The organism is Acinetobacter sp. YH01006 (assembly GCF_013420445.1).
Taxonomy (GTDB): domain Bacteria; phylum Pseudomonadota; class Gammaproteobacteria; order Pseudomonadales; family Moraxellaceae; genus Acinetobacter; species Acinetobacter pseudolwoffii.
Map to the genome: position 1 here is coordinate 23,815 of NZ_VOYB01000011.1, position 24,482 is coordinate 48,296.

Consider the following 24,482-nt stretch of genomic DNA (forward strand, 5'->3'; position numbering starts at 1 on the left):
TGGATATTGCGCAGCCTCATCTTTCCTTTAAAAGTTTAAATGGATTTGTGCAGGCGCAACCCTACTTTGGAAAGCCCCAAAGTAGGCAAAAGTCTCTTATTACCCATACACGACGTCCTGTCGTGATAGGTAGTGTGTGGCATCCCTGCCACACGCGCGTAACTTAAAGCTAATCACTTTAACTTTGGGACAGTAATCCGTCTAGTACGTCTCTTTTTATATCATTTTACGCAAATCGGAAAATTAACGCAGCTGCGAATCTTCCAGATGGCGAGCGCCTTCCAGAATCATCCGAATCATGAGCATGGTCTGTTCGGCAATTTCCTGGCGGTCTTCAGCCGGCATGTCAATGACATTGGCCCCCATGTTAAACACCAGTTGAGTAATGGCTTTGGCGGCAATATCGGCATGTAATAACTTTCTATTATTCAGGCGTTCCAGACGAATCAAATCATCCTGCAATTCCTGCTGAAAATAATTTAACTGGCGTTCTACAGCCTGTTTATACGATTTTGAACCGGTATAACCTTCACGCAATAACAGGCTTAAATTGCCTTCATCTGCATCCAGCTGAGCAATAAAAATTTCGACCGAACTACGAATAATACTGCTTTGTCGGGAGGCTTTTAAGCGTGCTTCATGCAGAATCTGACGTAATACAATCCCGGCACGATCAATCAGCTCAATGGCCAGCTCATCAATATCTTTAAAATGACGATAGAAACTGTTTGGCGCAATACCGGCCTCACGTGCGACTTCGCGCAGGCTCAACGATGCAATACTTTTTTGTGGACCAATCAGGTTTAATGCTGCCTGAAACAGTTCTTCTTTGGTAATGGTGGCCTTGCGACCGACACTCCGTACGATAATCGGCTCATCAATGCTTTTCGATTGTAGTAGAGATGCGTCACTGCTTATTTTCATTGAAGGCTCGTTCATCAATAGGTTCATGCATGAATCGTTTGATTATAACCGAGCACGACAGGCTTGTGAAATGAATGGAAACAATACACATGTATATACAAATATATATACATGTGTATAATAATTCAAAACCTCAAGATGATGTCGATAACGATGCATGTACTCCAAAAACTTAAAATGCCGTTGAATGCACTGTCTGACAGTGTCGTCGATCAGCATGCGATTAATTTCTGGATTCAGAAACTCAATCCGATATGGTCGTTGAATCAGCCATTGGGCAAGATTGTGCACAAGGAAAATGCTGCACAGGATATGCTGAGTCTGAAAATTCAAGTGAATCGTTTATTTAAGTTTGGTAAAGCGGGGCAACACCATCCGGTCTATGTGGTGGTGAAGGGCATCCGTTATGAACGTAGCTATAGTTTGACCCATGTAGATGCCCAGCATGTGTTATTGACTGTGAAAAAAGTCCATGCCGGTAAAGTCAGCACCTGGTTTGCAGAGCAGGCGCAAGTGGGTGATGTCATCGAATTTGGTCAGCCTTATGGCGATATGACTGTGCCTCAGCAGGCGAGTCCACTGATCTTGCTTGCAGCAGGCAGCGGGATTACCCCAATGCTGAGCATGCTGGAAAGCCTGAGCAAAAAGGGTGAATTATCAACACCAGTGAGCTTGTGGTACTGGGTTAAAAAACATCAAGATGCAGCATTTAAAGCACGTTTCGAAGAACTTACTCAGAAACATGCAAATTTCTCATTTCATGTTTATGCCACGCAAGAACAAGCTGCGGCAGCTCGTCTGAATGAAACTTATCTGACAGATTTGCAAAATCTGGAAAATAGCACGGTCTATTGCTGCGGCCCGTCAGGTTTTGTATCGACTGCAGAGCAGCTGTTTGCTTCAGCCAAAGAGTTTAAGGGTGAAGCCTTTAGCATGAGTCTGGCGGATCAATCCGATATCGGCTTTATTAATGTCACCCTGACTCAGTCGAAAAAAATTGTCAGTATTCCAAAAGGCCAGTCCATTTTGGTGAGTCTGGAACAACAAAATATCAAACCGACACATGGTTGCCGTATGGGCATTTGTAATAAATGCGCCTGCAATAAAGTGGAAGGTTCGACCAAGAATTTGGTAAACGGCGCACGAAATACTGAGCCAGGTAATCTGCTCAAAATTTGTGTTAACTCAGCGCAGACTGATCTAGTCATCGACCTATAAGCGAGTTTTATCCTATGAATATGCCAGTAAAATTTCAATATTTTAAAAATCCTAAAAACCGTGAATTATCACAAGTAGAACTCGATGAACTTGCACGTGAACTTGATGCGATCAAGCAAGAAGTGCTGGATGATTTAGGTGAAAAAGACGCGAAATATATCCGTCGTGTCTATTCAACCATCCGTTATTCATCAATTGCCGGTCGTGCGCTATTGTTTGCAGGCTGGTTCCCACCAGCATGGTTGCTAGGCACAGGTCTATTAGGCTTTGCCAAAATCATGGAAAACATGGAACTGGGTCACAATGTCATGCATGGTCAGTATGACTGGATGAATGATCCTAAAATGAATGGTCAGACCTATGAATGGGATATCGTAGGTACTTCGGATAACTGGCGTCAAACCCATAACTTTAAACATCATACTTATACCAATATTAAAGGTATGGATGATGATATCGGTTATGGTCTATTGCGTCTGTTCCCAGAACAGCGCTGGAAACCGGGTTATTTATTACAACCGATTTATGCGGTGCCATTCTGTTTGCTGTTCCAGTGGGGCGTGGCCATTCAGAACCTTGAATTGGGTAAATATTTCAAAGGTCGCAAAAGCAAAGAGCAGACCAAAGAAGAATGGCGCCCAATGCAGAACAAAATCGGTAAACAATTGTTTAAAGATTATGTGTTCTTTCCATTGATTGCAGGTCCTGCTGCTTTGCCAGTTTTGACGGGTAATATGGTGGCCAATGGTCTGCGTAATATCTGGACGTTCAGTATTATTTTCTGTGGCCACTTTACCAAAGATGTAGAGGTGTTCCCGAAATCGGTACTGCAAAATGAGAGCCGTGGTCACTGGTATATGCGCCAGATTCGTGGTTCATCTAACCTGACCGGTTCTGAAGCATTCCATATCTTGACGGGTCATTTAAGTCACCAGATCGAACATCATCTGTATCCTGATGTGCCTGCCCGTCGTTACCGCCAAATGGCGCCAAAAGTTCAGGCGGTGTGTGAAAAATATGGTTTGAACTACAACAATGCCAGTCTGGTAAAACAGTATGGCAGCGTAATCAAACGTATTGTGAAATATGCATTTCCGTTTAAGAAATAATATTTCTTAAAGCTAAAAACCACCTTATTTGAGGTGGTTTTTTTATGGATGAAGCTTATATTTAAACAAAAAAGTCTGGATGATTCAGTCATCAGATCTGCCTTAAAAGTATCATTGAGCGACAACTCATCTGTCATTTAAGTGCTTGTTAAAGATTATTATGGCGTATCAATAAAGCGGAAATTTTAAAGCCCTAATATGTCATTGAATCGGATGGTAGATTAATTTTTGGCAATTGCTGATCTTGTCCTTCCAGATAGCGTTGATGTGCCAAACTCAGCATTTCCTGATCTTCTTCGCTGTTACCATAGGCATAAATTTCAGCATAATCTTCCAGACGATATTTTTCTAAAATTCTCAGTTTCTTCTGCGCATTACTACAATCTGGAGTCTGATAAAATCCTGTTATTTTTCCAGCTTTGATTTCAACTTCGCTACACAGTAAATCGATATTTAAATAGGTACAGACCGGTTTCAAGTATAAATCCAGTGATGCTGAAACCAGCGCGATCTCATGACCCAGTTGCTGATGTTGCCGAAGTTGCTGCAACAGTTTTGGATTAAACTTAAAGACCAGCTGCTGGGCATAGTCCTGCGCCAGTTGTAAAATTTCTTCTGCATCGCTGTCCTTAAACATGTTGCCATACAATTTTGGACGCATCGCATGGGCAGGGTACAGCTTCAGATAATAGGCCTGAATCCAGGGCAGGAGACGAATGCCGCGTCTTAAAATATGCCGTTTTTTCAAGGCATAGAAAATGAACCCGGTAAAACTGTCGTCTGTATACAGGGTGCCATCAAAATCAAATAAGGCTAGAGTTTTAGGTGTTTGATTTTGCGCATGCATGTTTGATATCGACCATCGACACGGGTGGCAAACCAGTTGGTATTGTAATCACGACTCAGTTTTGGTCCAGAAATGACCACTTCCGGCATGATTGCATACATCGGATCTTTGCCTGTTTTTTCCTGATAGAGCTTGCTGATCCCACGATAGGTCATGGTATCTTCAAAATCTTTCTCTTTTTCTTTCTTTAAATCGGCGCGGATTTGACGTTCGGTAATAATAAAATTATTTTTCGCAAATACACTGATCAGCTCACGCTCGGATTGACTCTTCTGCGAACGGATCGCGCCATCTTTGTTATAGAGTAATAAATCGCCATCCAGATCGAGTTCAGCTTCAGTTAAATCATTGAGCATGCTCTGAAAAGCGGCATTTCGGCTGGAATACATGCCCGAGTTATAGTCTGCAAAACGGTAGATCGGTTTGTCATAATCTGCAGGATACATCATCAGACGATGAATCCCGTAATATAGGCCGCCATATTGCGTATAGACATCGGAGCGTAAGGCTGCGATGTTGCCACCTTGACGTTTATATTCCTTGACATAACTAATATGCACTTGCATTGAACCCAAAGTGGTAATCGGATTCATTTTCTCGCCAATGTTCTGGCCGACCAGTTTTGCAGCACCGGTCAGTGCGCTGACATGGTAATGCTTCGACATATAGTCAAATATTTCACGATATAACTCATCCAGTTCGCGTTCGGTTTTTACCCGGCGCATCTGGCTTAAATAGTTATCTTCTGGGCTTGGATGGTTCTTGAGTACTTCCTGGAAATATCCCGCAACTGTTCCACCGATTGCTTGTCCGAGTTTATCTTTGAATTTTTCTTCAAGACGATCCTGAACTTCTTTAACCGCTTTTTCTCCCAGACCTGGTACTGTAGGGTCTGCCACAAAATTGGATTCCTGATCGACCACGGCCACAATCGTGCAGACATTTTCCTTGGTTTGAGGAATACCCAACTGTTCGGTGATGTCGTAAATATCTTGTGCCCAGGACTCACGCTGATTTACCCGACTCGGAATTGCTTTATGAATATGTTCAACTTCAAGTGTCGGTTCATCATCTTTTGACCACCATGAGCCATTGCCACAGCCGGCAAGACCCAGAGAAAGTGCAAGTACAGACAATGACTTAACAGAAAAACAATCAGCAAAAGTTTTATTCATGGTGTGGTAAATTAATTGAAAAGATGAGCGAATAAGGCAGATGCAGTATACTATGCCCATCAAAAAAGTGATGAATTTATATGTATATTGGTCCATATCAACTGTCCAACAATTTGATTGTCGCCCCGATGGCAGGTGGGATAGATTAATCATAAATACATTATAAAAATTATTATTTATCAGTATTTTATTAAATAACCGCATGGTGCAAGGTGCAAAATGGGTGCAACCATGCGGCAATTAATCAATAATTTAGCAATCAATGGTTCATTGCCACCCAGTCTTTCTTAGACTCTTTTTGTATTGATTCGAGCCAGAAAGCCACATCACTTAAATGAACATAAAAAGGTGAGTTACGTCCATCGGACTTGAATGCAGGAAATGGAAGAGTGCATTTATTTGCGCGCTTATTTGCCTGTTCAATTGTAAGATGAGGCAAGTAATCAGGCAAGAGCTCTTCAAGTTTGATTACAGGTTTACGATACTTCATGAGTAACATAAAACTGATATCAACCGGATCATCAATTTTCATAGCTGCTCCCATTATGAAATCTCCTTCAAACTTTGTTTTACTGATTCCGGCAACCCAAACACATCTTTAAAAGCCTTATCAAATTCACCGCTTGCAATAAACCGATCAATATCAGAACTTGGATGGTCGTGCTCCTTTATATAACTGCTCAATGCCTCATATATACCGTTTGAATTTCCCTTTGTTACGCCGACATGAATCTTGTCGCCGATGTTCTTTACTGGGAATCCAACATCAAGATTTGAAGCATCAATGATTTCCATAAATGGCACGAATTCACCCTGATTAAAAATGAGATCAAATGGCATTTCTTTATGCAGCTCATCACAAACATAGTTCGCCAATTGAAGTTTGGTTAATTGAATTTCAGTCATTGGCTTCATCCTCCACATCAGCTTTTCGATACTCACTACCCAGAATCTCAATAGCTACTGGCGCAACCTTTAGCGATGTTTCGAACTTAAAATATTCGCCCTTTTTCCAAGACAAGCCATAACCAGATCCCCAAGGCAAAACTTCTTCAGCCAGAATAATCTTATTCAGCTCGTCGTAGGTCATGGACCTTGGCTTCATGGCATCATATTCAGCCTTGTGCTCCTTGGCAGTAGCGCGAGGCAAAATAGCTAAATAACCACTTTTATGCTTTGATGTTTTCCATTTTGTTTTATCAATTTCAGCCTTTGGGTCTGCTGACATATTGAAGAAACGAAGACCATTTTGAATGCTGTCATGTGTTTGGTGCATCTCAAAACCATAGTGCTTACAGAGCTTTGTGACTTGCTCATAAAAGGCATCGCGTTTATCCATGAAGGCATCAATTTTTGCCAAGGTTTCAGCATCTTCAATTTTGTAAAAACAAGTTTGCTTAGTCATTCGCTGGCTCCTGTGCTTCGATTACTGCTAAAAGCTCATTTGCAGAACAAACAGCTTCATCATAATCATTGGGATTGAGTGCTTTATTCAGCGTATCCTTTGACACCAAAACAAACCCTTCCGGCACTGCTTGGGCTTCCTTACCATCCAAGTGCAACATTCCAATACATGCGCACCAAGTCGTCCATTGACTATTAATGCTTTCTGAGTTATCCCCAAAATAAACCATCTTTTCAGCATCAAAATTAAACAGTTTTGCTTTTGGGTGCATCCCTTCAAAATCACCACGTCTTAAGTCAATTTGAATATCCATCACGCCGCCTCATAGAAGCGCTTGGCTTCTTCAAAATTTGATGTAGTAAGTGGTGATGAGCCTTTTTTGTAGCATTCAACAATCTCACCATATTTAAAAACTTTGCATGCTGTTGGCAGGTCAAAGCACTGGTACATCGGCTCTTTAAACCAGTCTTCTGTATAAAACATTTGTTCCTGGTGTTCTTCAGCTGTGCCTTCCCACTCTTGAACCTGAAAGTATTCATAAAATGATTCGATCATGAACTGATTGCCTTCAGCCTTAGTCATTGCTCTGTAACGAGCCAAAGCACGTTCAGCAATTTCTTTTGATACGGCAGGTGACTGCTCATGCGGACTATCATCTTCAGGGCAGATTCCTACGCACCACAATTTATTCTTTTCCATCACGCCACCTTCACATCTAAATAATCAGGGTTATCCAGATGCTCTTCATATTCATGAAATAGCACCTGGCATGCTGCATTACCTGTTAAATCTTTCTTTAAAAGCACATAACTCAACGTCTTGCGTGTGCCTTTGCCTGAAAATGTAGAACTACCATCTGTAAGCTCATTTTTGGTATAGCCCAATTTTTCTAACCAAAGCTTGAAACCGACTTCATGTTTCTTTTTAATTCTGAAGATCATCTGTATCCCCAAGTGTTCGCAAAATTTCTAAGGCAATCATCAATACCGAATAGGTTGATGTTGCGGTAAGTTCTAACCCGACCTTTGTACTGCACGAGCAGTACGCGGGTCATTGAAGAGTAGGAGCAACTCATGAAGCCTCCCCAGTTTCAGCAGCTTGAATCAAGGCATCTTTGCGCTGTGCATACAGGCTAAGTAGTTCCTGATGATCAGCTGGAAGTAATTTAGCTGCAGGTATTGCTGGTGCCAGTCGTTCTAAAGTTTCAACTGAATCCATGTCATAGATTCGATTGATCAAAACCTGCTTCTTCTTTTTGTAGAACAGATCGATAGAGGCACTACCATGCTCAGCACTTTCCACTGCTGCTTGTTTGCGTGCAGTGTTTTCAATTTGATCAATCAAACTAGGTTGCACGACTTCAATGACTTCATCTGCGATTGGTTCAGGTTCAACCTTCGGCGTGTATTGCTCTGGATCCAGCTCAAGCAATTTATCTTCCGTAAGCTTGCACAAGTGCTGTTGATCTTTTTGATCTAAGTGTCCATTGGCCAGAAATACGTGACGGAATGAAAGAACGTCATCCTCCTTAGTAAACTGATCAATTTGTGCAGTGAACTTTTCAACAAGCTTTACCCGGTCGGTTTCAACTGAATCCGCTTCAATTTCTATAACTGGAGTTTCAGTATTAATAGTGGCTTCTTGCTCTATGGCTTCAATAGGCTGAATCAGCTCTGGCTCAGGCTGTTTTTCAATATCTGGTACAGCATCACCTGGGCCAGCTGGTATACCAGCCTGTTCAGTCTCATTCTTAGCTTTGGTTGAGCGTCTCTTTTTGGGTTTGCCTGTATTGTCTATAGTTGGAGGATAGACAATCATTCGACCAAATAGTTCACCCATTGCAACCAATTGTAATTCGGCATTTTCTTTATCCGCCTGAGCAAAACCATTGTCGACAGCTTTGAAATACTCCATGCACTGTTTGCTGTATTTAATCTGTGAGATATGGTCAGGATGAATAATAAAGATTTCCTGATCTTCCACGACATCATCAAGAGTTAAAGGCTTGGTAAACGTAATACCAGCCAGCTCCATGGTTTCAACCTTGATGCAGAACTCATAGCCTGACATAGCGAAAATCGTGGCAGGGAACTGAGACAGGTCATCAAAATCCATTAACTCACCAGCAGCGCGGCACATGATATTTCGGCCAGCCATCATTGCCTCAAAAGCTTCTTTGCTATTTAAAATTTTCATGCTGTCATTGCTCCCTTAGCTACTCGTTCTATTTCATTTTTTACGGCTTCAAATTTGGAAGCTTCTATCTGGTTGAGAGCATCAAGCCCTAAGTGTTCACACACTGTTTTTGCATCAAGGCCACAGGTATCGATAAAGCCCTGTAGATCTGCAAGCTGCTCATCAGAAATACCATTGAACTCTGGTGGATCTACCCAGGCATTACGTTGCTTATCGAACGTGCACTTCATTTCTAGGGCACGACGGACTAATTCAGCACGCATATTCTTGTAATACAGATGAGTGTCTTCAAGAGACTGAGTGAGCTGATTTAGATCACTCGCATACTGGGCCTCACCACAGCTTTGTACCCAGTTTTCTAGATCTTCTTGAGCCTTGATTGCGGCCAATTGATCTGGTGTCAGGGTATTAATATGGTCCTTCGCCTGTTTGATAAGGTCTGCCAGAAACGTAGGATTGGTCTTTAGATCCGGCACCCATACTTCGCCAGTCTCACCACCTAAACCACCTGCATTTTTAGCGTGATGGGTAGGGCAAGGCTTAAAGCTAATTACCCGGGCATTCTTACCTTCACCAGTAGTGACTGTGGTCAAATAGCCCATGATGTCAGCAATGCGATATAGCTCATTACGGTTTTTACCACCCAGATCAGGGCGATAAATTACCTGGTCACCGCTTTGATCTTCAGAGGCATGGGCAATAAACACCACATCCTTCCCTGAAGCGATCAGAGTGTTCACGTATTGCTTAAAGATGTTGTTGGCCAAGCCTTGGGCTTTAAGCTTTAACGATCCATCTTTTTGTTTATTGGTCGCATTCAGCATTAAATGTGTTTTGATGCTTTCAAGCATTGCACCAACGGTATCGATCACAATGGTGTTATATGGTTCGAGATCGGCCATTGTTAGGTTTGCAACATCAGACCACTGGTGAGCCTGAACTACAGCACCGCGACGCAATTCACCAGTACGGTGAGAACCTTTGTCAAAGTCGAATGAAATAGCCTTATCACCAGTAAAGCCGATAGATGTTTTACCCAAGCCTGGATCTGCATACAGATAAACAATAATTGCCTGAACTAGCAGCGCTTGATTCGCCGGAATAATATTAATCGCCATCTCAACGTACTCCTGCAGAACGGTTATTACGTTTAAAGTTTTTATAGTCTTCAGATGCAAAGAAGCCCGTACTTTCTAAAGCTTGATGACGCTTGTTCTTACGCATAGCAACACGCGCATTTTCTAATCCATCCAGAACCCATTGCGGAGTAAGAGATTTATCCATCTTCTTCAATGAGCCATTAGGCTGAATGGAATAGATCTGCGTATTGCAGAAATAGTCAGCAATGGTTCCAGAGCTTTTGACACGTAGGGCAAAATAGCTCGCCCGGGTTTTACCCACTCGATAGATTTCAAGTCCTTCAAAGGTCTTGATGTATTCAGAGAAATAACGATGAGTTGAGCCAAATTCTACCGGCATTGGAATGACAGGTAGTTCATCTGCTTTGAATTGCAGGAAGCCGGTATAAAGGTCCACAAAATTAATTTGAGTTCGATCATTTAAAGGAGACCAGTCATCAGAGCCACATTCACACCAGTAGACCGATTGGCCATTCAGGAGTGCTTCAAAGATTTGATCAGCAGAATTTAAGATCATGACTGCACCTCCACCAAACGATGCTTCATGATGTAGCCGGCGATCATTGAATTGATTTCGCGGTGATCTTGATGATCAGTGAAGTCGTTATATGGATTGCCATTAGCATCGAATACCTTGATTTCACCAAGTTCTATTACTTCTACATTGGTGAACTCGGAACCTGGCACACCGTAGTCGTCTGGATGTGCTGCAACTTCAAACGAAGTGATTTCCAAACGAAAGCCATCAAGATTCAAGATTGCTTCACCACGACTTTGGTCATGCATTTTTAGTGAAACAATGCCGTATTCAGACTGCATGTTTTGCGCTGGAGCAGGTTGTCCAACATTTAAATCCGTATGAAAAGCGACTGCTAAAGCGCTTACTGTTAAAGCAGCAGTAAACAGAGTTACCTTGAAGCTATTGTGTGGGGTTAGTTTTGTGTTCATAATAATTTCACTCACAGTTTAGGGTGTGGGTCACGCTCCAGGTTGTTAGTGCAACGCTGGGGCTTTTCTTTGTTTGTGAGATTTAGTTTAAACAATTAAACTTTTGTGTCAATAGAAAAGTTTAAACAATTAAACATTATTTTTATTGTGAGTTTGAATACCTGAATTTTAGGCAATAAAAAACCCGCCGAAGCGGGCTGTGAATTATCTTTAATTAGAATAAATTAAACTTCTTGGCTGGCTTAAATGAGCCGACATACTTTCCAACCAGCACGCAATCTTCATTAAGCGGAATAACCTGCTCAGACCAATTCGGGTTAAGAGGTTTTAAATAATAACCATTAGACTCTGAAATCAAAGCCTTAAAGGTTGCAGTGTCATTGCACTTCACCACAATCATTTCACCAGTCTGAATATCCTCTAAATGGTAGTCAGGATCAATGCAGATTTTCTCACCTTCCTCAAAATAAGGTGCATTGCTCAGGCCTTTCACCTCAAGATAGAAACTTCTTTTGCCTGCACCTGGCACTAGTGGCAGCTTTTCACACTCCGCTAAATTACTTATTGACTCCATGTCAGTAAAATCCCCCGCCTGTACCCACGATAATACAGGAGCGTAAATTACTGTAGCAATTGGATTTAAGTCAACACTGTTATCAAGCCGATCACTCATCCCACCTTGCCCTGTAAGAATCCAAGCAGCATCTACTTGCAACTCATTAGACAATTTAACCAATCGCTCACCACTTGGAATAGAGCTACCAGAAAGCCATAAGGAAATAGTTCCTTTGCTTGCAACCTTTTTATTAATCAGATCGACCTGCTTAATTTTCAGCTCTTTCATTCGCTTACTAATGCGATCCGCTACGGTCTCAGCCATGTGGTGAAAATCCCTGTTTAGTGATGTTTGGAATATTAAACATTTTGTTTGACAGAGTCTTAAACTTTATTGTTTAATAGATTAAACTTTAATTGATTTAGGTTTAAAGTTATGAGCGTTTACCAATTTACAGTCGATGACCTGCGTGAGCGGTATGGCTGCAAATCAGACATCGAGTTAGCAAATTTGCTCGGATGGTCCAAAGGGACCATTTCTTTGTGGCGAAGTAATGGTGTTCCAGTTGGTTATCAGCGTTTTTTAAATGTTGAAACACACACATCGCCTAGCCGTAAAAAACTACCACTAACTGCTTAAACAAATTATGGCGCAGTTAATTAAACAAAAATACGTTCGAAGGAATATCACATGAACATTCTAGATGCTGCATACAACACGGTTCACGATTATCCAGGTGGTGCTGCTGCATTAGCACCGCGCATGGGAATGAAAAGTGCAGCCGTACTTAACAGCAAGGTAAATCCAAATACCGAAACTCACCATTTATCACTGGTTGAAGCATCAAAAATGATGGCTATGACTGGCGACTTTCGTGTTTTACAGGAGTTAAACGCTGAACACGGAAAGATTGCAATTGATCTGCCTGAAATCCCTGAATGCCGCGATCTATCACTAACAGACAAAGTGCTGTGCATTGGCATGAAGGGCGGTGATGTGATGAGCCTTTTCCGCGAAATCATGGCGGATGGTCGAATTACAGAAGGTGAAGTGAAAGACATGTCGAAGGTGATTCACCAGATGCATGTCGCATTGGCTGAGCTGGACAAACAAATCCAAGCTTGTATCGATAACCCAAAAAAGCAAAACGCCTGATCTGCGAAATCAAGCGTTTTGAGTTGTTCACTAACTTAGAGGGAAGTAAACATGAATATGTTAACACAAGGAAATTTTAACATAAACGAAGTAACAATGTCATCACCTGAGATTGTTGATTTTATTAACATTCATCGCAAAGAAGTTGCTACTGCCGAAAAGCCATATAAAGAACTTCGTCATGACGACTTTATGCGGAAAGTACCAAGTGTTTTGGGTGAGGGGCACGCTCCGAAATTTATCGGAACGCAAAACTACGGCAACAATAATACACGCCATATCTACAACTTCCCAAAACGCGAAGCCTGCCTCATGGCCATGTCATATAGCTATGAATTACAAGCTCGAGTCTTTGATCGCATGACCGCAATGGAAGATGCGCTTAAGGCACAAAAACCAGTCGAACTAAGCCGCATGGATCTTATTCAGTTGGCTCTAGCTGCCGAACAGGAAAACATTGCTCTTAAGCAACATGTTGCAGTACTGGAGCCGAAAGCCAAAGGCCTAGATCGCATTGCTGACTGCACCAATGTACTTGGCATCCGCGAATCTGCAAAGGTTCTCAAGGTTGGTCAAAATCAGTTGGTTCAATACCTTATTGACCACAAGGTTGTATACCGCGACCAGCACGGAAAAATTCAGGCTTATCAAAAATCTGTTGATCAAAAGCTTATTCATGTTGTGACCTCTGCACCTCGCTTATTTGAGTCGGGTGAAAAGGTATTCACACAGGTAAAACTTACTCAAAAATTAATTACTCGCATTGCGAAGTGGTTAGAGCAAGGAGTAGCCGCATGAGCACAACAATCGAAGATGTAAGTGACTTCATCTGGACAGCTCACACCCACCACCTAAACAGAATTGCAGATGAACTAGTTGATAGTGGGTATGAGTTTGAGTGCATTGAATGTGAAGAGCATGAATGCGCGGTGCACGACTCAACAGAAGATGTTGATCTGGCAAAAAAAGAACTCATTCGTGAGCTTATTGAGCGCGCCAACCAGTTTGGCTTAGACGATATGCTTGATGGACTTAAACGCGAAGGTGAGCGTATTGGTGCGTACTTGCGCATAGGGGGCCAATCATGACAGCCCTAAAAAAACATGAGGACAATATTGTCCAATTCTCCAAAGGTAAAAAAATGGCTGACAAGTTTGAAAAAGGCTATGTCATGTCCAGTCGGTTATACCGATATGAGGTGCGGCCTTTTTTAAGTGATGCGGCAAAAAATGTCTATGCAGAACTTGAGGATCGTATTAACGGCTTTAAGGACAAGATAACCGACCATGTGAGCTATTCGCAGTTGCAAGGTGGAAAGCTCGAAGGCTCTAAAAAATTAAGTGCCATGACCGTTCGTAAAGGCCTTAAAGAGCTACTTGATTTGGGTGTCATCACCCTAGTCAGTGAGAACAGTCGCAAGGGTAATGAGTACCAGATCAATGAGGTTTCACTGGTAGACCACTACAAAAAATGTAGTACCACTACAGAAAATGTAGCACTACAAAATATGGAGTGCAGTACTACAGAAAGTGTAGTGCTAGGTACTACAAAAACTGTAGACACAATAGAACTAACTTATAGAACTCTATCTATAGAACTATTAAACAAGTCGCTTCGCTCTAAAAAACCTTTGGAGGCTAACTTTTATAATTTCCCTTTCTTTGTAAAACAGCAAAAAGCAAAAGCCGAAGCTGAACGCAAAGACAAGGCTCGTAAATTATCTTATGACGAAGTGATCAAACTGACTTCAGAAAGATTTTCACTTCTCTGTGATTTCTCTCTCTGGGAACAATACGTTTCTAGTCGCTCTCAAACAGCAAAAACCAAACTGACCAAAAATGCCCTAAATGCGATTTACAAAGATTTCCAGAAATGGGGATTTGATGGCAGCAATGAGTCTTTGAAGACTTCAATCACTGGCAACTATCAAGGTTTGTTTGCACCAAAGCAGCAATTCACACCTGGACAACAAAACCCAAAACCATCTCGCTGGGATGAAATTCAACAGTTGATCGCAAAAGAGGAGCAGGGCAATGACAGCTATGGTTACTAATCAACAAACTGCGGTTCAGCCAATCAAGACAGGTCAACTGGTTGGAATCTTCAAAGCAATTGCACCTCGCTCTTTTGAAAAAACATTTGAAGGTATGCCGATTGAAGCAATTGGTCAGGCAATGAAAATCTGTATCGAAGGACTCTCCAGAGAGGAGATTGATCTAGGTCTTCGCATGGTTCGTGATAACGGCTTTTGTCCAGATCCGGCAATGTTCCGCAAATGGTGTCTTGGGATTACAGGTTTTGGTACCGAGCAACAGCGTTTTGTCGATTCATTCAAAGGGAAACATGCAGCACTGGGCAATATCGTGAAATGGCTTGGTGATAACAACCATGCAATCACAAATGCTGAAAAAGAAGCGTATGACCGCTGTTATGAAATGTTTGCTGATATCCAGTGGGCAAAGAACGTCGATAGAGCCTCTTATTTAGCGTACGAGGCGTTTAAAGATAACTATGTGGACGTAGTTAAGGAATATGCCGAACAAGGGCAACAGCAAGCAATTTGGATTAAACCAGTCGCTATTGAGAATAAGCCAATAGCGAAAGGCATCCCGAAATCCTATCTACCTGAGCAGTCGCCAGAGGAAAAAGCCTGGATTGAAAACCGCGCTCGTGAATTACAGGAATCGGGTTTAAGTTTTCCATTGGCTTTATTGAAGGCTGGTGGTGAGTACAAGAAAAGCGCAGGGGGTGGGGTGTGAGTGATTACCTAGAAATGAATCTTGAGCAGCTTCAAAAAGAACATGCCGAGCTGCTTGCCTTTAATGAAAATTTAGATCGTGAGCGTAATGAATATCGCAAAGATGCTCGCAAGTACGCCAAGAAAGTTCAAATGATTGCAAGCCTATTCGTTGTGCCGAGTGATGACCATGAATTAACACTCAAAGCTATTAAAACGATTGTGGAACAAGTAGGGGGTGGGGTGTGAATACAACAATTGAAGAATTTTTGAAAAATGGTGGCGAGATTAAGCAAATTGATTCTGATGATCATTCAAAAATCCATAGGAAAGTTAGCTTTGAAGATCAGATAAGTTTGATGCTTTTTGCTTGTTATGCCACTACGCCATTTTCAGTGAAGGACGTGCAAGAAGCTGTTTTTGATTTCCATAGAACCACTATTTACAGCCTGCTTCAGGAGCATGTCAAAGGTGGTTATTTGGAGCGTGTATCAGAGAGTCATTACCGTGCAACTGCATATGCCAAAGACATTATGAATGTAAAGGGTGAAATTGCCGTATGAAGGATCTAAACAAAGCGCTGATGTTTATTTTCATGGCTATTGCCGCTGTTGTATTGAGGGTTTGGGGTGAATGACCAGCTACTCAATCGCTGAATACAAAAAGATGGTGAAAGCTACCAGACCGAAAGGGCGCTCCAAGCGTCCTACGGTGAAAGGCGAAAAAGTACAAAGCGAAGGTGAAGTAAAACTGGCCACTGCGTTAAAAGCTTTAAAAATAGATTTTGAGCAGGAATTTAAATTTCACCCAGAGCGTAAGTGGAAAGCAGATTTTCATTTAATTGATAAAAAGATTTTGGTTGAAGTTGAAGGTGGGATCTGGAGTGGTGGTAGGCATACCAGAGGCAAGGGGTATATCGGGGACATGGAAAAATATAACGCCGCAACAATGATGGGTTTTCAAGTATTACGGTTTAGTACAGAGCAAGTGAAATCAGGTTTAGCGATACAGCAGATAGAGAAGATGGTAGGGGATTTGGGATGAATGCAGCACTGACAATTATGCAGGCAACAAATTGGACTAAGTTTAGCTTTGAGGATTGGGCACGTCAGCTTGGGGCTTGGATCAATGGTGATAATGAAACTATGGTGATGGTTGTAAAGTCGATGCCAACTAAGCGTATTACCCAGAAGCAGCGTGAAGAAATGCTTGCGATGTATATGCGTGATGATGGTCTTGTGGATCGACTGCGTGTACGCCGAACAGGAACATGCTGCCAACTAGACAACAATGAAGCCCGCGCAATTCATAAGTTGTTCTTGGATTTGCAATCTATCGATGATGAAATCGTGCAGGAATGGGTAAGCACTATTTGGTGGCATTACGTGATGAGCAGCTCTATTCGCGATATTGCCTCAAGCAACGACACCAACATTGCACAAATTCAGCAAGATATTAAGTGTGGCCTTGCTTTTATTAAATCCCGCTATCCGCACTTTAAATTCGATAAATTCACCAAAAAGGAACTGAATGAAAAATGCGCTTGACGTGTATATACGGGGTATGCGATATTTGTGATATAGTGATCGAAGTGTTCGTTAAAGCACTAGATTGATTTAAAAGCTCATCGAAAGGTGGGCTTTTTGCATTATGGCGGTTTCATTAATTTCTAGTGGTTTTTAAATTAATGCCGCCACCTGTTAGTTTTAAAAGGTGAGTACTACTTTGGATTGGCGACCCATTAACACAATCAGTTATGAGCCATTAAGCACACACTACTAAGCCAACTAGGAAGAATTACTTCTTAGTTGGTTTTTATTTGCGCCATTAGCTCAACTGGAAAGAGCATGGGTTTTCTATACCAATGGTTGTGGGTTCGAGTCCTACATGGCGTGCCAGATTTCAAAAGAAAGCAAACCTGTCATAGATAGCGCATTACCGGAAATATTGCGCTGAGGCATCCGGTGGTTTGCTTTGCTCATGAGATCAAAAGGAGAATCAAATGCTCCAATTCCTATTCTGCTTATTCGGCCTACATGGTGCGACTGAAATCGATTACACAGTTGATAATGAAGAAATCAAAGTGTGTCGTGATTGCTTGAAAGAAGTTTAAGACCCTCGCCACTTCGGTGGCATTTGCCGAACGTATTACGGCACATAGAACCCCGCTGAGATAACAAACTTGGCGGGGTTTTTCTTTTATTTATTGCTGATAAAAATATGAATACATACGAAGCACAGAAAACTATTAATCAATAAGTACCAAAGCTCATCTCGTGAGTTTATGAAGATACTAGATAAGACTAATTTGATGTTGAGCATACAGAATGGTGATATTTTTTAGATTCTCATTAATAAACAATAATTTATTAATTTTTAAAAATTAAGGAAAAATACATGCTATCATGCTTATACAGTGCTTGGAGGTATTGTTATGGGCCATGAAGAAAACACAATATTAAGTAGAACAAGAGTAATTAAGGCAGGCAAAACCTTAATAGATAAAACTTCGCCCGAAGAAAAGAAAACAGAGGCATTGGAGATTCTTTCTGAGTGGCGGTCTTATCACGCTAAACCCTTGGATGCTTTTCAAAAATATATTAGAACTAGGGATATCTGTGTTAAGCGTAAAGCAATTATCGCTCAAAGACTTAAGCGCTTACCTTCAATCATTAGTAAGCTTGAGAGAATGCCATCAAACAATCTTGCAAGAATGCAAGATATTGGGGGTATTCGGGTGGTATTACCCTCAATAGCGGATGTGCTTGCTTTGCATAGCGAGGTTTTGATTAAGCCGAACAATAGATTTTTATTTACCCCTAAAATGCCGGCAAAAGACTACATAACCAACCCAAAGCCAGATGGCTATAAAAGTATTCATCAAGTTTTTGAATACAAGAGGGATGAGGTTAATAATACTGCCGGGTTGTGTATTGAGCTTCAGATAAGAACTGCTTTGCAGCATGCATTTGCCACAGCGGTTGAAACGCTTGGTATGGTAGAAAGACTTTCATTTAAAACTGGGCAAGGAAGCGAAGACTTTAAGACATTTTTTAAAGTTGTTAGCGCGTTGTTTTCTCACAAGGAAAAAACTACGGTACTTGATGAATATAAAGAAAAAACCATTTCTGAATTAATTGTATTAGCAAAGGAATTAGAGTCAAAGCTACAAGTCTTTCACAAGTTGCAAGGCATTGCGCTAACTGCGAGAAATATTGATAGTGATGGGAAGTGGAGTTCTAAAAAGTACCAATTATTAGAACTACAAAATCTAGAGGATAGTTGGAAGATACGAATAAGAGAGTTCAAGGAGTCAGATATTGATCTAGCTGAAATGTTGTACGCATCTTTAGAAAAAAAGTATAAAGATGATGAAAACATGGATGTTGTTTTGGTATCGGTTGGTGATTTAAAGGCAATCAAGAGGGCTTACCCCAACTACTTTCTAGATACTAACGACTTTATTGCCAAGTTGAAGCACATATTTGAAAATGGAATTTAATTCCCGAATAACAACCACCTTCGGGTGGTTTTTTAATGGATAAATAAACCCTCGCCACAACTCCAGTGGCATTTTTGCAGAACGTATTACGGCACACACCCTGCTCAACTAAATAACTGAGTGGGGTTTTTCTTTTCTTATTGGTGGATGCTATGGCAGACAAAGTACAAGCTAAACAAGACTTAGAATTTTGCAGTACTGAGCTGTCTAAGTATCAGAATCTCAGCAGATCTGGATTGTCGCGTCATCAAATGATAGTAATCGATGAAATTATAATTAAGCTGAAAGAACGCATTAATAATTTACGGTTCACTTTGTATGGATGAAAAGGCTTATAAACTTTTCACCCAAAAAATCCCACCTAAAAAGAAATCACGTACAAGACCATTACCAAAAGCATCTGACAAGTATTTAGAAGCATTCGATCGATTCAAAGAAATTCTTGATCGTATGGAGATTAAGTACGAAGAATACTTTCATTTTAAAAGTACTAAGCACTGGCGTTTCGATTTGCACCTGGTTGGCTATCTCACATTAATTGAAATTGCTGGTGGGCCTTGGTCTGGTGGTCGAAAAGGTAAATTAGCCACAAAAGCCTGGAGTGTTGACCGGTACGACCATGCAGAAGAAATGGGTTATCGGTTTCAGCAGTTTGTACCTGCAGATATCAACATGGGTCGTGCTACGGCGTGGCTGAGAAACTTAAAGGCATCTTATGGAACAGTTCAGACCATTCCCACCGACGGATCTGATTGATCAGGCCGAGGCAGAGGAGGCTATTCGCTTGGCACCTGCCTTAGAGCTTAAAGAATGGGTCGTGAATAACTGGCTGACTCTCGGTGGTGAACTTCATAACCCGGATCATGACCATATTGCTGAGCTGCTGCATGACAATGAGGAGTTCCTTGCATTCGCCTGGGCTTCATCTGCCGCCGTAGCGAAAAAACGTATGGTATTGGGACAATGTGAAAAGGTCATGTTTAACGTGGGCGGATGGAAGAAAGCACGCCAGGAACAACAGATGCGGGACTGGTTTGGCTTTGTACCTCAATATCTGATTACTGTGGATGCCACATTCTGTGAACAGGCTTCGGATCGTGAGTTCTGCCGCTTGATTGAACATGAGTTGTATCACATTGGTGTAGAGCGTGATGAAGATGGCGAGATCATTTGTAGCGATATGACCGGACTGCCTAAGCATTACCTGGCTGGCCATGATGTTGAAGTGTTCTTTGGTGAAACAAAACGATGGGGTGCTGATGAGTCTGTTAAAAGACTTCTAGAGATTGCCAAGAATGCGCCGTTTGTATCTGAGACTAGTATGGCTGCATGCTGTGGTAACTGTGTGATTGGTTAGAGCTGAAAGGCTCTTTTTTTTGTCTATCTTGCATGACGTAGCATGACAAAGGGGTAATTATGGCGGCACTAAAAGAGCCTGTAAAAATCTTTATAGTTCAGTCTCTTGCTTGCTTTGAAACACCTCAACAAGTAGCAGATGCTGTCATGCAAAGATTTAACATCGAAATTGATCGTCGGCAGTGTGAAAATTACGACCCGACCAAGTATGCAGGCCGCAATCTCAGCAAGAAATTAAAGGATCTGTTTGATAAGACACGTGAGGATTTTCGAAAGAACATTTTTGATATCCCGATCGCAAACCAAGCATTTCGACTGAAAGAAATTCAGAAAATGTATGAGGATGCTGGAAAAAATAAAGTATCCAAACAGAATCTGTTGAAATTGGCTTATCAAGAAACGGACGCACGTACAACCAAGCAGGAAATAACTGGTCCAGATGGTGGTCCATTGCAGAACGAAAATACAACCTATGTAACTGCCTCAAAAGAATTGGTAAGGCAGGTGATGGATGAACTCGAAAGTAAATACTAGCTTGCTGGAAATGCAGATCGAGCAGGAGCGGTGCGAGAAAGAACATTTATTCTTTACGCGCCGTTTTTTTCTGCCTCGCATGGGCTTTAAGTTTTCGGTCAATTGGCACCATGAATACATAGCTTGGGCCATTGATGAAGTCATTGCCGGACGAATCGAAAATTTAGTTATTAACGTTCCACCTGGTTCAGGTAAGACTGAATTACTGACTAATCTTATTGCACGCGGAATTGCACGAAACCAGCGTTCACGATTCTTGTATTTGTCATTCTCACAGTCACTTGTAGAGGATGTGTCATCTACGGCGCGAAACATCGTGAAATCAGTCGATTTTCAGGGTTTATGGCCCGTTAAAATCTCAACCAGTACCGATGCTAAGGCAAGTTGGAAAACAACTGTAGATGGCTATGAAGCAGGTCACGTTTATTCTGCTTCAATGGGTGGTCAGGTTACGGGCCGCCGTGCAGGTACATTGGCTGATAATGGATTTACCGGTGCGATTATCCTGGACGATCCGCTCAAGCCTGAAGATGCATTCAGTAAGACGGCACGTAACAAGGCGAACCGTAAAATCCTGAACACGGTCAATTCACGTAAGGCGAGATCATCAACTCCGATTATTCTGATCATGCAGCGTTTACATGTTGAGGATCCGACTAACTTTGTGATGACTGGGAACGTCCCGGGCAATTGGCATCAGATCTCGATACCGGCACTGATTGATGATGAGTACATTAATACATTGCCTGAGCATATACGCCGTAAGGTACCACGTGATGTCGAACGTGACGAAAAAGGCCGTCAAAGCTACTGGCCATTAAAAGAATCTTTACTGTCGTTACTGCAGCTGGAGAAAGGTGGCCAAGACAAAGACGGCGCTACGGTATCTCGGTATACATTCAGCAGTCAGTATCAGCAGGCACCGAAAAAGCTCGGTGGAGATCTGGTCAAGGCTGAATGGTTTGATCGATACCTTGAGTTACCAGTTTTGAAATGGCGTGCGATCTGGGCAGATACAGCACAGAAGATTAAAGAACATAACGACTACTCAGTTTTCTTATGTGCAGGCCTTGGGTATGACAACCGGCTTTACATCATTGATGTGCGCCGTGGCAAATGGGAAGCACCTGAGCTGATTAAGGAAGCTAAGGCTTTCATCAATAAGCACAAGGAAAGCAATACCAAGATCGGCAAACTTCGTTACATGGCCATTGAGGACAAAGCATCTGGAACGATGTTGATCCAAAACATTTCGCGTGAAACGACATTACCAATTAAGGCAATCCAACGTGATACAGACAAACTGACCCGGACCATGGATGTGGTGTTCTATGTCGAGGATCGTCGTGTTGTTCTGCCTGTAAGTGCGCCATGGTTGCTGAACTACATTGAAGAAATTGAGGGCTTAAAAGCTGATTTCACCCATGAGCATGATGACCAATGGGATCCAACGATTGATGCGATTAATGATTCTCTTGCGAAAAAGCCGACTGTATTTGATTAGAGGTATTTATGGCTAAAGATAAAAAGTCGGATACAGGCGGTAAAATTAAAACGCTTGTAGCTGATGCAGTAAAACAGGCAATGAATGCCATTGGTGATGCTGGTGCATATACAAACTTGGTATCGAATATTGGTACCGAACGTGACAAGGCTGCTGGTGGCAAATTTGTACGGAAAGATATTGACGATGATCAGCTTGAAGCGGTTTACCAGAACTGGCTCGCACGCCGTATTGTCAACCGTCCTGCATCAGACATGCTTCGTGCTGGATGGTTCTATGAAGGCATTCAAGGCGATGATTTAAAACGCCTTGAAGAAGCGTGTAAGGCATTTCATTTAAATCAGGTGCTTTTATCAGGCTTAATCCTTTCGCGCCTCTACGGCGTTGTATATATCCTGCTTGGAACGGCTGATGGTGCTGCATTAGATCAACCTTTAGATATTTCTAAGCTTGGCCAAGGTCGTTTGGAATTCTTCACGGTCGTGAAAAAGAAATACATCACACCAGATAAGAACTCGTATTTGCCACCGTCGGCATGCTGTGGACTATTGAAGCAGCCTGAATTTTACGACATGAAAATGGGGAATGAGGCTAAGAAGCGCATTCACCATTCACGCTTGATTCATATTGCCCATGCTGATGTAGTTAATGAAGAGCCCCAAAGTATTCTGCAGGAAGTCTATGAGGATCTGCTTGACCATGCCAGTGTGAAGCGCGGATCTGCCAGCCTGATTCATGAATCGAAGATTGATGTGATTCAAACGCCTAACTTGGTCGATAAGATCAAAGAGGATATGAAAGGGGTTATGGAGCGCTTTATGTCCGTAGGCTTAATGAAAAGTCTGAACGGTATGCTGGTTCTTGATGCTGAGGAAGAATACAGTTCTAAGACGTATAACTTCGCCGGCTTGCCTGACATGATGCGTGAATTCTCGGTACAGACGGCGGGTGCGGCAGATATCCCTTATACGATTCTGTTTGGTCAATCACCTGCAGGAATGAATGCCACTGGTGAGCATGACACTCGTAATTATTACGACTCAATTGCCACTAAGCAGGAATGGAACCTTAAGCCGATCTTGATGAAATTTCTCGCTGTAATCTGTCAGTCTACGTTTGGGCGTCAATTTCCTGAGCTGAATGTGGTGTTCAATCCACTCTGGCAATTGGATGCGAAAGTCCGTTCAGAGGTCGAAAAAGCCAATGCAGAGCGCGACGAGAAGTATTTGAACATGGCAATTATCACTGAGCCTCAGATCGCACGTCAGTTAGTCATCGACGGTGTTTACTCAGTCATTGATGAAAATCACATCAAAGAATTGGAAACGATGGTGAAGCCAAATGACAACGATGATACAGATCCTTAAACCACAGCTTCAGCAGATCAAAAAACGCAAGAAAGGTCGCAAGGCTAAGCCTAAGGCAGTCAAGGTCAATCGCCGTGTTGAACTGTTCTATACACGTCAGCTTTTGGAAATATCCAAATATTGCCAGGAACAAACCAAGGATTTTGTTTTACCCACCGTTGGCCAAAACATTGGTGATAGCTGGGTGACAGATCTATTCACGGTGTTACGTGAAAAGATGGTCAAATACACCATGGAGGTGTCAGTATCTTTGGCCACTAAGGTGGTCATGGATACCAGCAAGGAAGTGGATAAGCAGATTGCTAGTCATACCAAGACCATTCTTGGTGTGGATTTGACGCCGTTTTTCCGTGGCGCTGATATTCAGGATGAGATTGATACTCAGATTGCTGCAAACGTTTCACTGATTAAATCTATTCCAAGTCAGTACACGGATAAGCTTGAAGCCTTGGTGATAAATGCCTTGCAGACTGGGCAGACCAATGAGGACTTGGCACAGGAAATTAAAAAGCTCGGTCATAGTACGGACTTTCGTGCGCGACTGATTGCAGCCGACCAGATGGGCAAGATCAACGGCGCTATCAACAAGAAGCGTCAGGAATCCATGGGTGTGGAAACATACGATTGGCAAGATTCCAATGATGATCGTGTACGTCCTTTATGTGCTAGTCATCATGGTAAAACCTTTCGATGGGATACACCGCCTAAGGGTGGGCATCCTGGTCAGAAGATCAAATGCCGATGCACGGCGTTGCCGAATTATGAGGATATCTTGATTGATTGATTTGTCTTATAATTGTTCAAAATTTA

33 protein-coding genes, 1 tRNA gene and 1 pseudogene are annotated in these 24,482 nt (G+C 42.1%); 21 read left to right on the forward strand and 14 right to left on the reverse strand.

Translation table 11 applies throughout. The features are described from left to right. Positions 1–243 precede the first annotated feature (243 nt). Positions 244–924 carry an HTH-type transcriptional repressor FabR gene (fabR, locus tag FTT73_RS10500; protein WP_005096625.1) on the reverse strand — a complete coding sequence of 227 codons (681 nt, stop codon included), beginning with the start codon at positions 922–924 and terminating at the stop codon, positions 244–246. Positions 925–1,077: 153 nt separating this feature from the next. Here fabR and FTT73_RS10505 point away from each other — a divergent pair, with 153 nt between their 5' ends. Together FTT73_RS10505 and FTT73_RS10510 are read left to right on the forward strand one after the other, a co-directional pair. Further along, positions 1,078–2,142: a flavin reductase family protein gene (locus tag FTT73_RS10505; RefSeq protein ID WP_218944606.1), complete on the forward strand. Its 1,065-nt coding sequence runs from the start codon at positions 1,078–1,080 to the stop codon at positions 2,140–2,142. A gap of 14 nt (positions 2,143–2,156) precedes the next feature. Next, on the forward strand, positions 2,157–3,251 hold the full coding sequence (locus FTT73_RS10510; protein WP_005096627.1) for an acyl-CoA desaturase: 1,095 nt from the start codon (positions 2,157–2,159) through the stop codon (positions 3,249–3,251). A 193-nt stretch (positions 3,252–3,444) separates the two neighbouring features. Here the strand turns inward: FTT73_RS10510 and FTT73_RS10515 are convergent, their stop codons facing one another. Both FTT73_RS10515 and FTT73_RS10520 read right to left on the reverse strand, forming a co-directional pair. Next, positions 3,445–4,098: an HAD family hydrolase gene (locus tag FTT73_RS10515; protein WP_005096629.1), complete on the reverse strand. Its 654-nt coding sequence runs from the start codon at positions 4,096–4,098 to the stop codon at positions 3,445–3,447. Next, positions 4,065–5,273, reverse strand: a complete 1,209-nt coding sequence (locus FTT73_RS10520) for a DUF1615 family protein (protein ID WP_180077367.1) — start codon at positions 5,271–5,273, stop codon at positions 4,065–4,067. Before FTT73_RS10520 ends, FTT73_RS10515 begins: the two co-directional genes overlap by 34 nt. Positions 5,274–5,353: 80 nt before the next feature. Between FTT73_RS10520 and FTT73_RS16595 the strand changes: the two are divergent. Further along, positions 5,354–5,419, forward strand: a pseudogene (locus FTT73_RS16595) (hypothetical protein); the annotation flags it as partial. A 113-nt stretch (positions 5,420–5,532) separates the two neighbouring features. On the opposite strand, the gene FTT73_RS10525 reads toward FTT73_RS16595, so the two are convergent. The 11 genes from FTT73_RS10525 to FTT73_RS10575 form a co-directional block, all read right to left on the reverse strand. Beyond that, positions 5,533–5,817, reverse strand: a complete 285-nt coding sequence (locus tag FTT73_RS10525) for a pyocin activator PrtN family protein (protein ID WP_005104467.1) — start codon at positions 5,815–5,817, stop codon at positions 5,533–5,535. Beyond that, positions 5,817–6,179 carry a hypothetical protein gene (locus FTT73_RS10530; RefSeq protein ID WP_180191382.1) on the reverse strand — a complete coding sequence of 121 codons (363 nt, stop codon included), beginning with the start codon at positions 6,177–6,179 and terminating at the stop codon, positions 5,817–5,819. The genes FTT73_RS10525 and FTT73_RS10530 overlap by 1 nt, the downstream gene beginning before the upstream one ends. Beyond that, positions 6,172–6,678 carry a hypothetical protein gene (locus FTT73_RS10535; RefSeq protein ID WP_180096496.1) on the reverse strand — a complete coding sequence of 169 codons (507 nt, stop codon included), beginning with the start codon at positions 6,676–6,678 and terminating at the stop codon, positions 6,172–6,174. The genes FTT73_RS10530 and FTT73_RS10535 overlap by 8 nt, the downstream gene beginning before the upstream one ends. After that, positions 6,671–6,991 (reverse strand): hypothetical protein, encoded by a 321-nt coding sequence (locus FTT73_RS16375; RefSeq protein ID WP_257232875.1) that lies wholly within the window; start codon positions 6,989–6,991, stop codon positions 6,671–6,673. The genes FTT73_RS10535 and FTT73_RS16375 overlap by 8 nt, the downstream gene beginning before the upstream one ends. Then, positions 6,991–7,377: a hypothetical protein gene (locus FTT73_RS10545; protein ID WP_180191383.1), complete on the reverse strand. Its 387-nt coding sequence runs from the start codon at positions 7,375–7,377 to the stop codon at positions 6,991–6,993. The genes FTT73_RS16375 and FTT73_RS10545 overlap by 1 nt, the downstream gene beginning before the upstream one ends. After that, on the reverse strand, positions 7,377–7,619 hold the full coding sequence (locus FTT73_RS10550) for a hypothetical protein (RefSeq protein WP_180075172.1): 243 nt from the start codon (positions 7,617–7,619) through the stop codon (positions 7,377–7,379). The genes FTT73_RS10545 and FTT73_RS10550 overlap by 1 nt, the downstream gene beginning before the upstream one ends. A gap of 130 nt (positions 7,620–7,749) precedes the next feature. Continuing rightward, a complete protein-coding gene (locus tag FTT73_RS10555) occupies positions 7,750–8,874 on the reverse strand; it encodes a hypothetical protein (protein ID WP_180191384.1) in 1,125 nt (374 codons plus the stop codon). Beyond that, complete coding sequence (locus FTT73_RS10560; RefSeq protein ID WP_074382938.1) at positions 8,871–9,992, reverse strand: ATP-binding protein; 1,122 nt, start codon at positions 9,990–9,992, stop codon at positions 8,871–8,873. The genes FTT73_RS10555 and FTT73_RS10560 overlap by 4 nt, the downstream gene beginning before the upstream one ends. A gap of 1 nt (position 9,993) precedes the next feature. Then, a complete protein-coding gene (locus FTT73_RS10565; protein ID WP_180191385.1) occupies positions 9,994–10,530 on the reverse strand; it encodes a hypothetical protein in 537 nt (178 codons plus the stop codon). After that, on the reverse strand, positions 10,527–10,961 hold the full coding sequence (locus FTT73_RS10570) for a hypothetical protein (protein WP_180191386.1): 435 nt from the start codon (positions 10,959–10,961) through the stop codon (positions 10,527–10,529). The genes FTT73_RS10565 and FTT73_RS10570 overlap by 4 nt, the downstream gene beginning before the upstream one ends. Before the next feature lie 214 nt (positions 10,962–11,175). Then, complete coding sequence (locus tag FTT73_RS10575) at positions 11,176–11,841, reverse strand: S24 family peptidase (protein WP_180191387.1); 666 nt, start codon at positions 11,839–11,841, stop codon at positions 11,176–11,178. Between the two features lie 111 nt (positions 11,842–11,952). Here FTT73_RS10575 and FTT73_RS10580 point away from each other — a divergent pair, with 111 nt between their 5' ends. The 18 genes from FTT73_RS10580 to FTT73_RS10665 all read left to right on the forward strand — a co-directional run bounded on the left by FTT73_RS10580 (position 11,953) and on the right by FTT73_RS10665 (position 24,456). Then, entirely contained in the window at positions 11,953–12,156 is a 204-nt protein-coding gene (locus FTT73_RS10580) for a helix-turn-helix domain-containing protein (RefSeq protein ID WP_180191388.1), read from the forward strand. A gap of 51 nt (positions 12,157–12,207) precedes the next feature. Continuing rightward, on the forward strand, positions 12,208–12,672 hold the full coding sequence (locus FTT73_RS10585; RefSeq protein ID WP_004784444.1) for a phage regulatory CII family protein: 465 nt from the start codon (positions 12,208–12,210) through the stop codon (positions 12,670–12,672). Between the two features lie 51 nt (positions 12,673–12,723). After that, complete coding sequence (locus tag FTT73_RS10590; RefSeq protein WP_180191389.1) at positions 12,724–13,470, forward strand: phage antirepressor KilAC domain-containing protein; 747 nt, start codon at positions 12,724–12,726, stop codon at positions 13,468–13,470. After that, entirely contained in the window at positions 13,467–13,760 is a 294-nt protein-coding gene (locus FTT73_RS10595; RefSeq protein ID WP_180191390.1) for a hypothetical protein, read from the forward strand. Before FTT73_RS10590 ends, FTT73_RS10595 begins: the two co-directional genes overlap by 4 nt. Continuing rightward, entirely contained in the window at positions 13,757–14,725 is a 969-nt protein-coding gene (locus tag FTT73_RS10600; protein WP_180191391.1) for a hypothetical protein, read from the forward strand. Before FTT73_RS10595 ends, FTT73_RS10600 begins: the two co-directional genes overlap by 4 nt. Continuing rightward, entirely contained in the window at positions 14,706–15,431 is a 726-nt protein-coding gene (locus FTT73_RS10605) for a hypothetical protein (protein ID WP_180191392.1), read from the forward strand. The genes FTT73_RS10600 and FTT73_RS10605 overlap by 20 nt, the downstream gene beginning before the upstream one ends. Continuing rightward, positions 15,428–15,658: a hypothetical protein gene (locus tag FTT73_RS10610; protein WP_180100927.1), complete on the forward strand. Its 231-nt coding sequence runs from the start codon at positions 15,428–15,430 to the stop codon at positions 15,656–15,658. The genes FTT73_RS10605 and FTT73_RS10610 overlap by 4 nt, the downstream gene beginning before the upstream one ends. Continuing rightward, positions 15,655–15,972: a hypothetical protein gene (locus FTT73_RS10615; RefSeq protein WP_180100926.1), complete on the forward strand. Its 318-nt coding sequence runs from the start codon at positions 15,655–15,657 to the stop codon at positions 15,970–15,972. The genes FTT73_RS10610 and FTT73_RS10615 overlap by 4 nt, the downstream gene beginning before the upstream one ends. Positions 15,973–16,042: 70 nt before the next feature. Continuing rightward, a complete protein-coding gene (locus tag FTT73_RS10620; RefSeq protein WP_180191393.1) occupies positions 16,043–16,453 on the forward strand; it encodes a DUF559 domain-containing protein in 411 nt (136 codons plus the stop codon). After that, positions 16,450–16,956, forward strand: a complete 507-nt coding sequence (locus FTT73_RS10625) for a hypothetical protein (RefSeq protein ID WP_180191394.1) — start codon at positions 16,450–16,452, stop codon at positions 16,954–16,956. Before FTT73_RS10620 ends, FTT73_RS10625 begins: the two co-directional genes overlap by 4 nt. Before the next feature lie 274 nt (positions 16,957–17,230). Then, a tRNA-Arg gene (locus FTT73_RS10630) sits at positions 17,231–17,307 on the forward strand. Positions 17,308–17,843: 536 nt separating this feature from the next. Continuing rightward, positions 17,844–18,911 carry a RelA/SpoT domain-containing protein gene (locus tag FTT73_RS10635; RefSeq protein WP_058952521.1) on the forward strand — a complete coding sequence of 356 codons (1,068 nt, stop codon included), beginning with the start codon at positions 17,844–17,846 and terminating at the stop codon, positions 18,909–18,911. 318 nt (positions 18,912–19,229) lie between these two features. Then, the gene (locus tag FTT73_RS10640; protein WP_180191395.1) at positions 19,230–19,667 is read left to right on the forward strand and encodes a hypothetical protein; all 438 of its coding nucleotides are present in this window, start codon (positions 19,230–19,232) and stop codon (positions 19,665–19,667) included. Then, positions 19,627–20,268 carry a putative metallopeptidase gene (locus FTT73_RS10645; protein WP_180191396.1) on the forward strand — a complete coding sequence of 214 codons (642 nt, stop codon included), beginning with the start codon at positions 19,627–19,629 and terminating at the stop codon, positions 20,266–20,268. The genes FTT73_RS10640 and FTT73_RS10645 overlap by 41 nt, the downstream gene beginning before the upstream one ends. A 59-nt stretch (positions 20,269–20,327) precedes the next feature. After that, positions 20,328–20,801 (forward strand): DUF2280 domain-containing protein, encoded by a 474-nt coding sequence (locus FTT73_RS10650; RefSeq protein WP_005266700.1) that lies wholly within the window; start codon positions 20,328–20,330, stop codon positions 20,799–20,801. Continuing rightward, positions 20,779–22,305, forward strand: coding sequence for a phage terminase large subunit (terL, locus tag FTT73_RS10655; protein WP_180191397.1), 1,527 nt, complete (start codon positions 20,779–20,781; stop codon positions 22,303–22,305). The genes FTT73_RS10650 and terL overlap by 23 nt, the downstream gene beginning before the upstream one ends. An 80-nt stretch (positions 22,306–22,385) precedes the next feature. Beyond that, positions 22,386–23,672, forward strand: a complete 1,287-nt coding sequence (locus FTT73_RS10660; RefSeq protein WP_180191425.1) for a DUF1073 domain-containing protein — start codon at positions 22,386–22,388, stop codon at positions 23,670–23,672. After that, positions 23,647–24,456, forward strand: a complete 810-nt coding sequence (locus tag FTT73_RS10665) for a phage minor head protein (RefSeq protein ID WP_180191398.1) — start codon at positions 23,647–23,649, stop codon at positions 24,454–24,456. The genes FTT73_RS10660 and FTT73_RS10665 overlap by 26 nt, the downstream gene beginning before the upstream one ends. The last annotated feature ends 26 nt before the right edge of the window (positions 24,457–24,482 follow it).

What these genes read in the sequence shown, in the direction of transcription:
- FTT73_RS10595 (WP_180191390.1), top strand. Translation starts at nt 13,467, where the DNA reads ATGAGCACAACAATCGAAGATGTAAGTGACTTCATCTGGACAGCTCAC.
- FTT73_RS10545 (WP_180191383.1), bottom strand. Translation starts at nt 7,377, where the DNA reads ATGGAAAAGAATAAATTGTGGTGCGTAGGAATCTGCCCTGAAGATGAT.
- FTT73_RS10535 (WP_180096496.1), bottom strand. Translation starts at nt 6,678, where the DNA reads ATGACTAAGCAAACTTGTTTTTACAAAATTGAAGATGCTGAAACCTTG.
- FTT73_RS10640 (WP_180191395.1), top strand. Translation starts at nt 19,230, where the DNA reads ATGGATGAAAAGGCTTATAAACTTTTCACCCAAAAAATCCCACCTAAA.
- FTT73_RS10565 (WP_180191385.1), bottom strand. Translation starts at nt 10,530, where the DNA reads ATGATCTTAAATTCTGCTGATCAAATCTTTGAAGCACTCCTGAATGGC.
- FTT73_RS10525 (WP_005104467.1), bottom strand. Translation starts at nt 5,817, where the DNA reads ATGGGAGCAGCTATGAAAATTGATGATCCGGTTGATATCAGTTTTATG.
- FTT73_RS10555 (WP_180191384.1), bottom strand. Translation starts at nt 8,874, where the DNA reads ATGAAAATTTTAAATAGCAAAGAAGCTTTTGAGGCAATGATGGCTGGC.
- FTT73_RS10625 (WP_180191394.1), top strand. Translation starts at nt 16,450, where the DNA reads ATGAATGCAGCACTGACAATTATGCAGGCAACAAATTGGACTAAGTTT.
- FTT73_RS10600 (WP_180191391.1), top strand. Translation starts at nt 13,757, where the DNA reads ATGACAGCCCTAAAAAAACATGAGGACAATATTGTCCAATTCTCCAAA.
- FTT73_RS10570 (WP_180191386.1), bottom strand. Translation starts at nt 10,961, where the DNA reads ATGAACACAAAACTAACCCCACACAATAGCTTCAAGGTAACTCTGTTT.
- FTT73_RS10585 (WP_004784444.1), top strand. Translation starts at nt 12,208, where the DNA reads ATGAACATTCTAGATGCTGCATACAACACGGTTCACGATTATCCAGGT.
- FTT73_RS10520 (WP_180077367.1), bottom strand. Translation starts at nt 5,273, where the DNA reads ATGAATAAAACTTTTGCTGATTGTTTTTCTGTTAAGTCATTGTCTGTA.
- FTT73_RS10580 (WP_180191388.1), top strand. Translation starts at nt 11,953, where the DNA reads ATGAGCGTTTACCAATTTACAGTCGATGACCTGCGTGAGCGGTATGGC.
- FTT73_RS10665 (WP_180191398.1), top strand. Translation starts at nt 23,647, where the DNA reads ATGACAACGATGATACAGATCCTTAAACCACAGCTTCAGCAGATCAAA.
- FTT73_RS10530 (WP_180191382.1), bottom strand. Translation starts at nt 6,179, where the DNA reads ATGACTGAAATTCAATTAACCAAACTTCAATTGGCGAACTATGTTTGT.
- FTT73_RS10515 (WP_005096629.1), bottom strand. Translation starts at nt 4,098, where the DNA reads ATGCATGCGCAAAATCAAACACCTAAAACTCTAGCCTTATTTGATTTT.
- FTT73_RS10605 (WP_180191392.1), top strand. Translation starts at nt 14,706, where the DNA reads ATGACAGCTATGGTTACTAATCAACAAACTGCGGTTCAGCCAATCAAG.
- FTT73_RS10660 (WP_180191425.1), top strand. Translation starts at nt 22,386, where the DNA reads ATGAATGCCATTGGTGATGCTGGTGCATATACAAACTTGGTATCGAAT.
- fabR (WP_005096625.1), bottom strand. Translation starts at nt 924, where the DNA reads ATGAAAATAAGCAGTGACGCATCTCTACTACAATCGAAAAGCATTGAT.
- FTT73_RS16375 (WP_257232875.1), bottom strand. Translation starts at nt 6,991, where the DNA reads ATGGATATTCAAATTGACTTAAGACGTGGTGATTTTGAAGGGATGCAC.
- FTT73_RS10650 (WP_005266700.1), top strand. Translation starts at nt 20,328, where the DNA reads ATGGCGGCACTAAAAGAGCCTGTAAAAATCTTTATAGTTCAGTCTCTT.
- FTT73_RS10635 (WP_058952521.1), top strand. Translation starts at nt 17,844, where the DNA reads ATGGGCCATGAAGAAAACACAATATTAAGTAGAACAAGAGTAATTAAG.
- FTT73_RS10550 (WP_180075172.1), bottom strand. Translation starts at nt 7,619, where the DNA reads ATGATCTTCAGAATTAAAAAGAAACATGAAGTCGGTTTCAAGCTTTGG.
- FTT73_RS10510 (WP_005096627.1), top strand. Translation starts at nt 2,157, where the DNA reads ATGAATATGCCAGTAAAATTTCAATATTTTAAAAATCCTAAAAACCGT.
- FTT73_RS10645 (WP_180191396.1), top strand. Translation starts at nt 19,627, where the DNA reads ATGGAACAGTTCAGACCATTCCCACCGACGGATCTGATTGATCAGGCC.
- FTT73_RS10505 (WP_218944606.1), top strand. Translation starts at nt 1,078, where the DNA reads ATGCATGTACTCCAAAAACTTAAAATGCCGTTGAATGCACTGTCTGAC.
- FTT73_RS10590 (WP_180191389.1), top strand. Translation starts at nt 12,724, where the DNA reads ATGAATATGTTAACACAAGGAAATTTTAACATAAACGAAGTAACAATG.
- FTT73_RS10620 (WP_180191393.1), top strand. Translation starts at nt 16,043, where the DNA reads ATGACCAGCTACTCAATCGCTGAATACAAAAAGATGGTGAAAGCTACC.
- terL (WP_180191397.1), top strand. Translation starts at nt 20,779, where the DNA reads ATGAACTCGAAAGTAAATACTAGCTTGCTGGAAATGCAGATCGAGCAG.
- FTT73_RS10560 (WP_074382938.1), bottom strand. Translation starts at nt 9,992, where the DNA reads ATGGCGATTAATATTATTCCGGCGAATCAAGCGCTGCTAGTTCAGGCA.
- FTT73_RS10575 (WP_180191387.1), bottom strand. Translation starts at nt 11,841, where the DNA reads ATGGCTGAGACCGTAGCGGATCGCATTAGTAAGCGAATGAAAGAGCTG.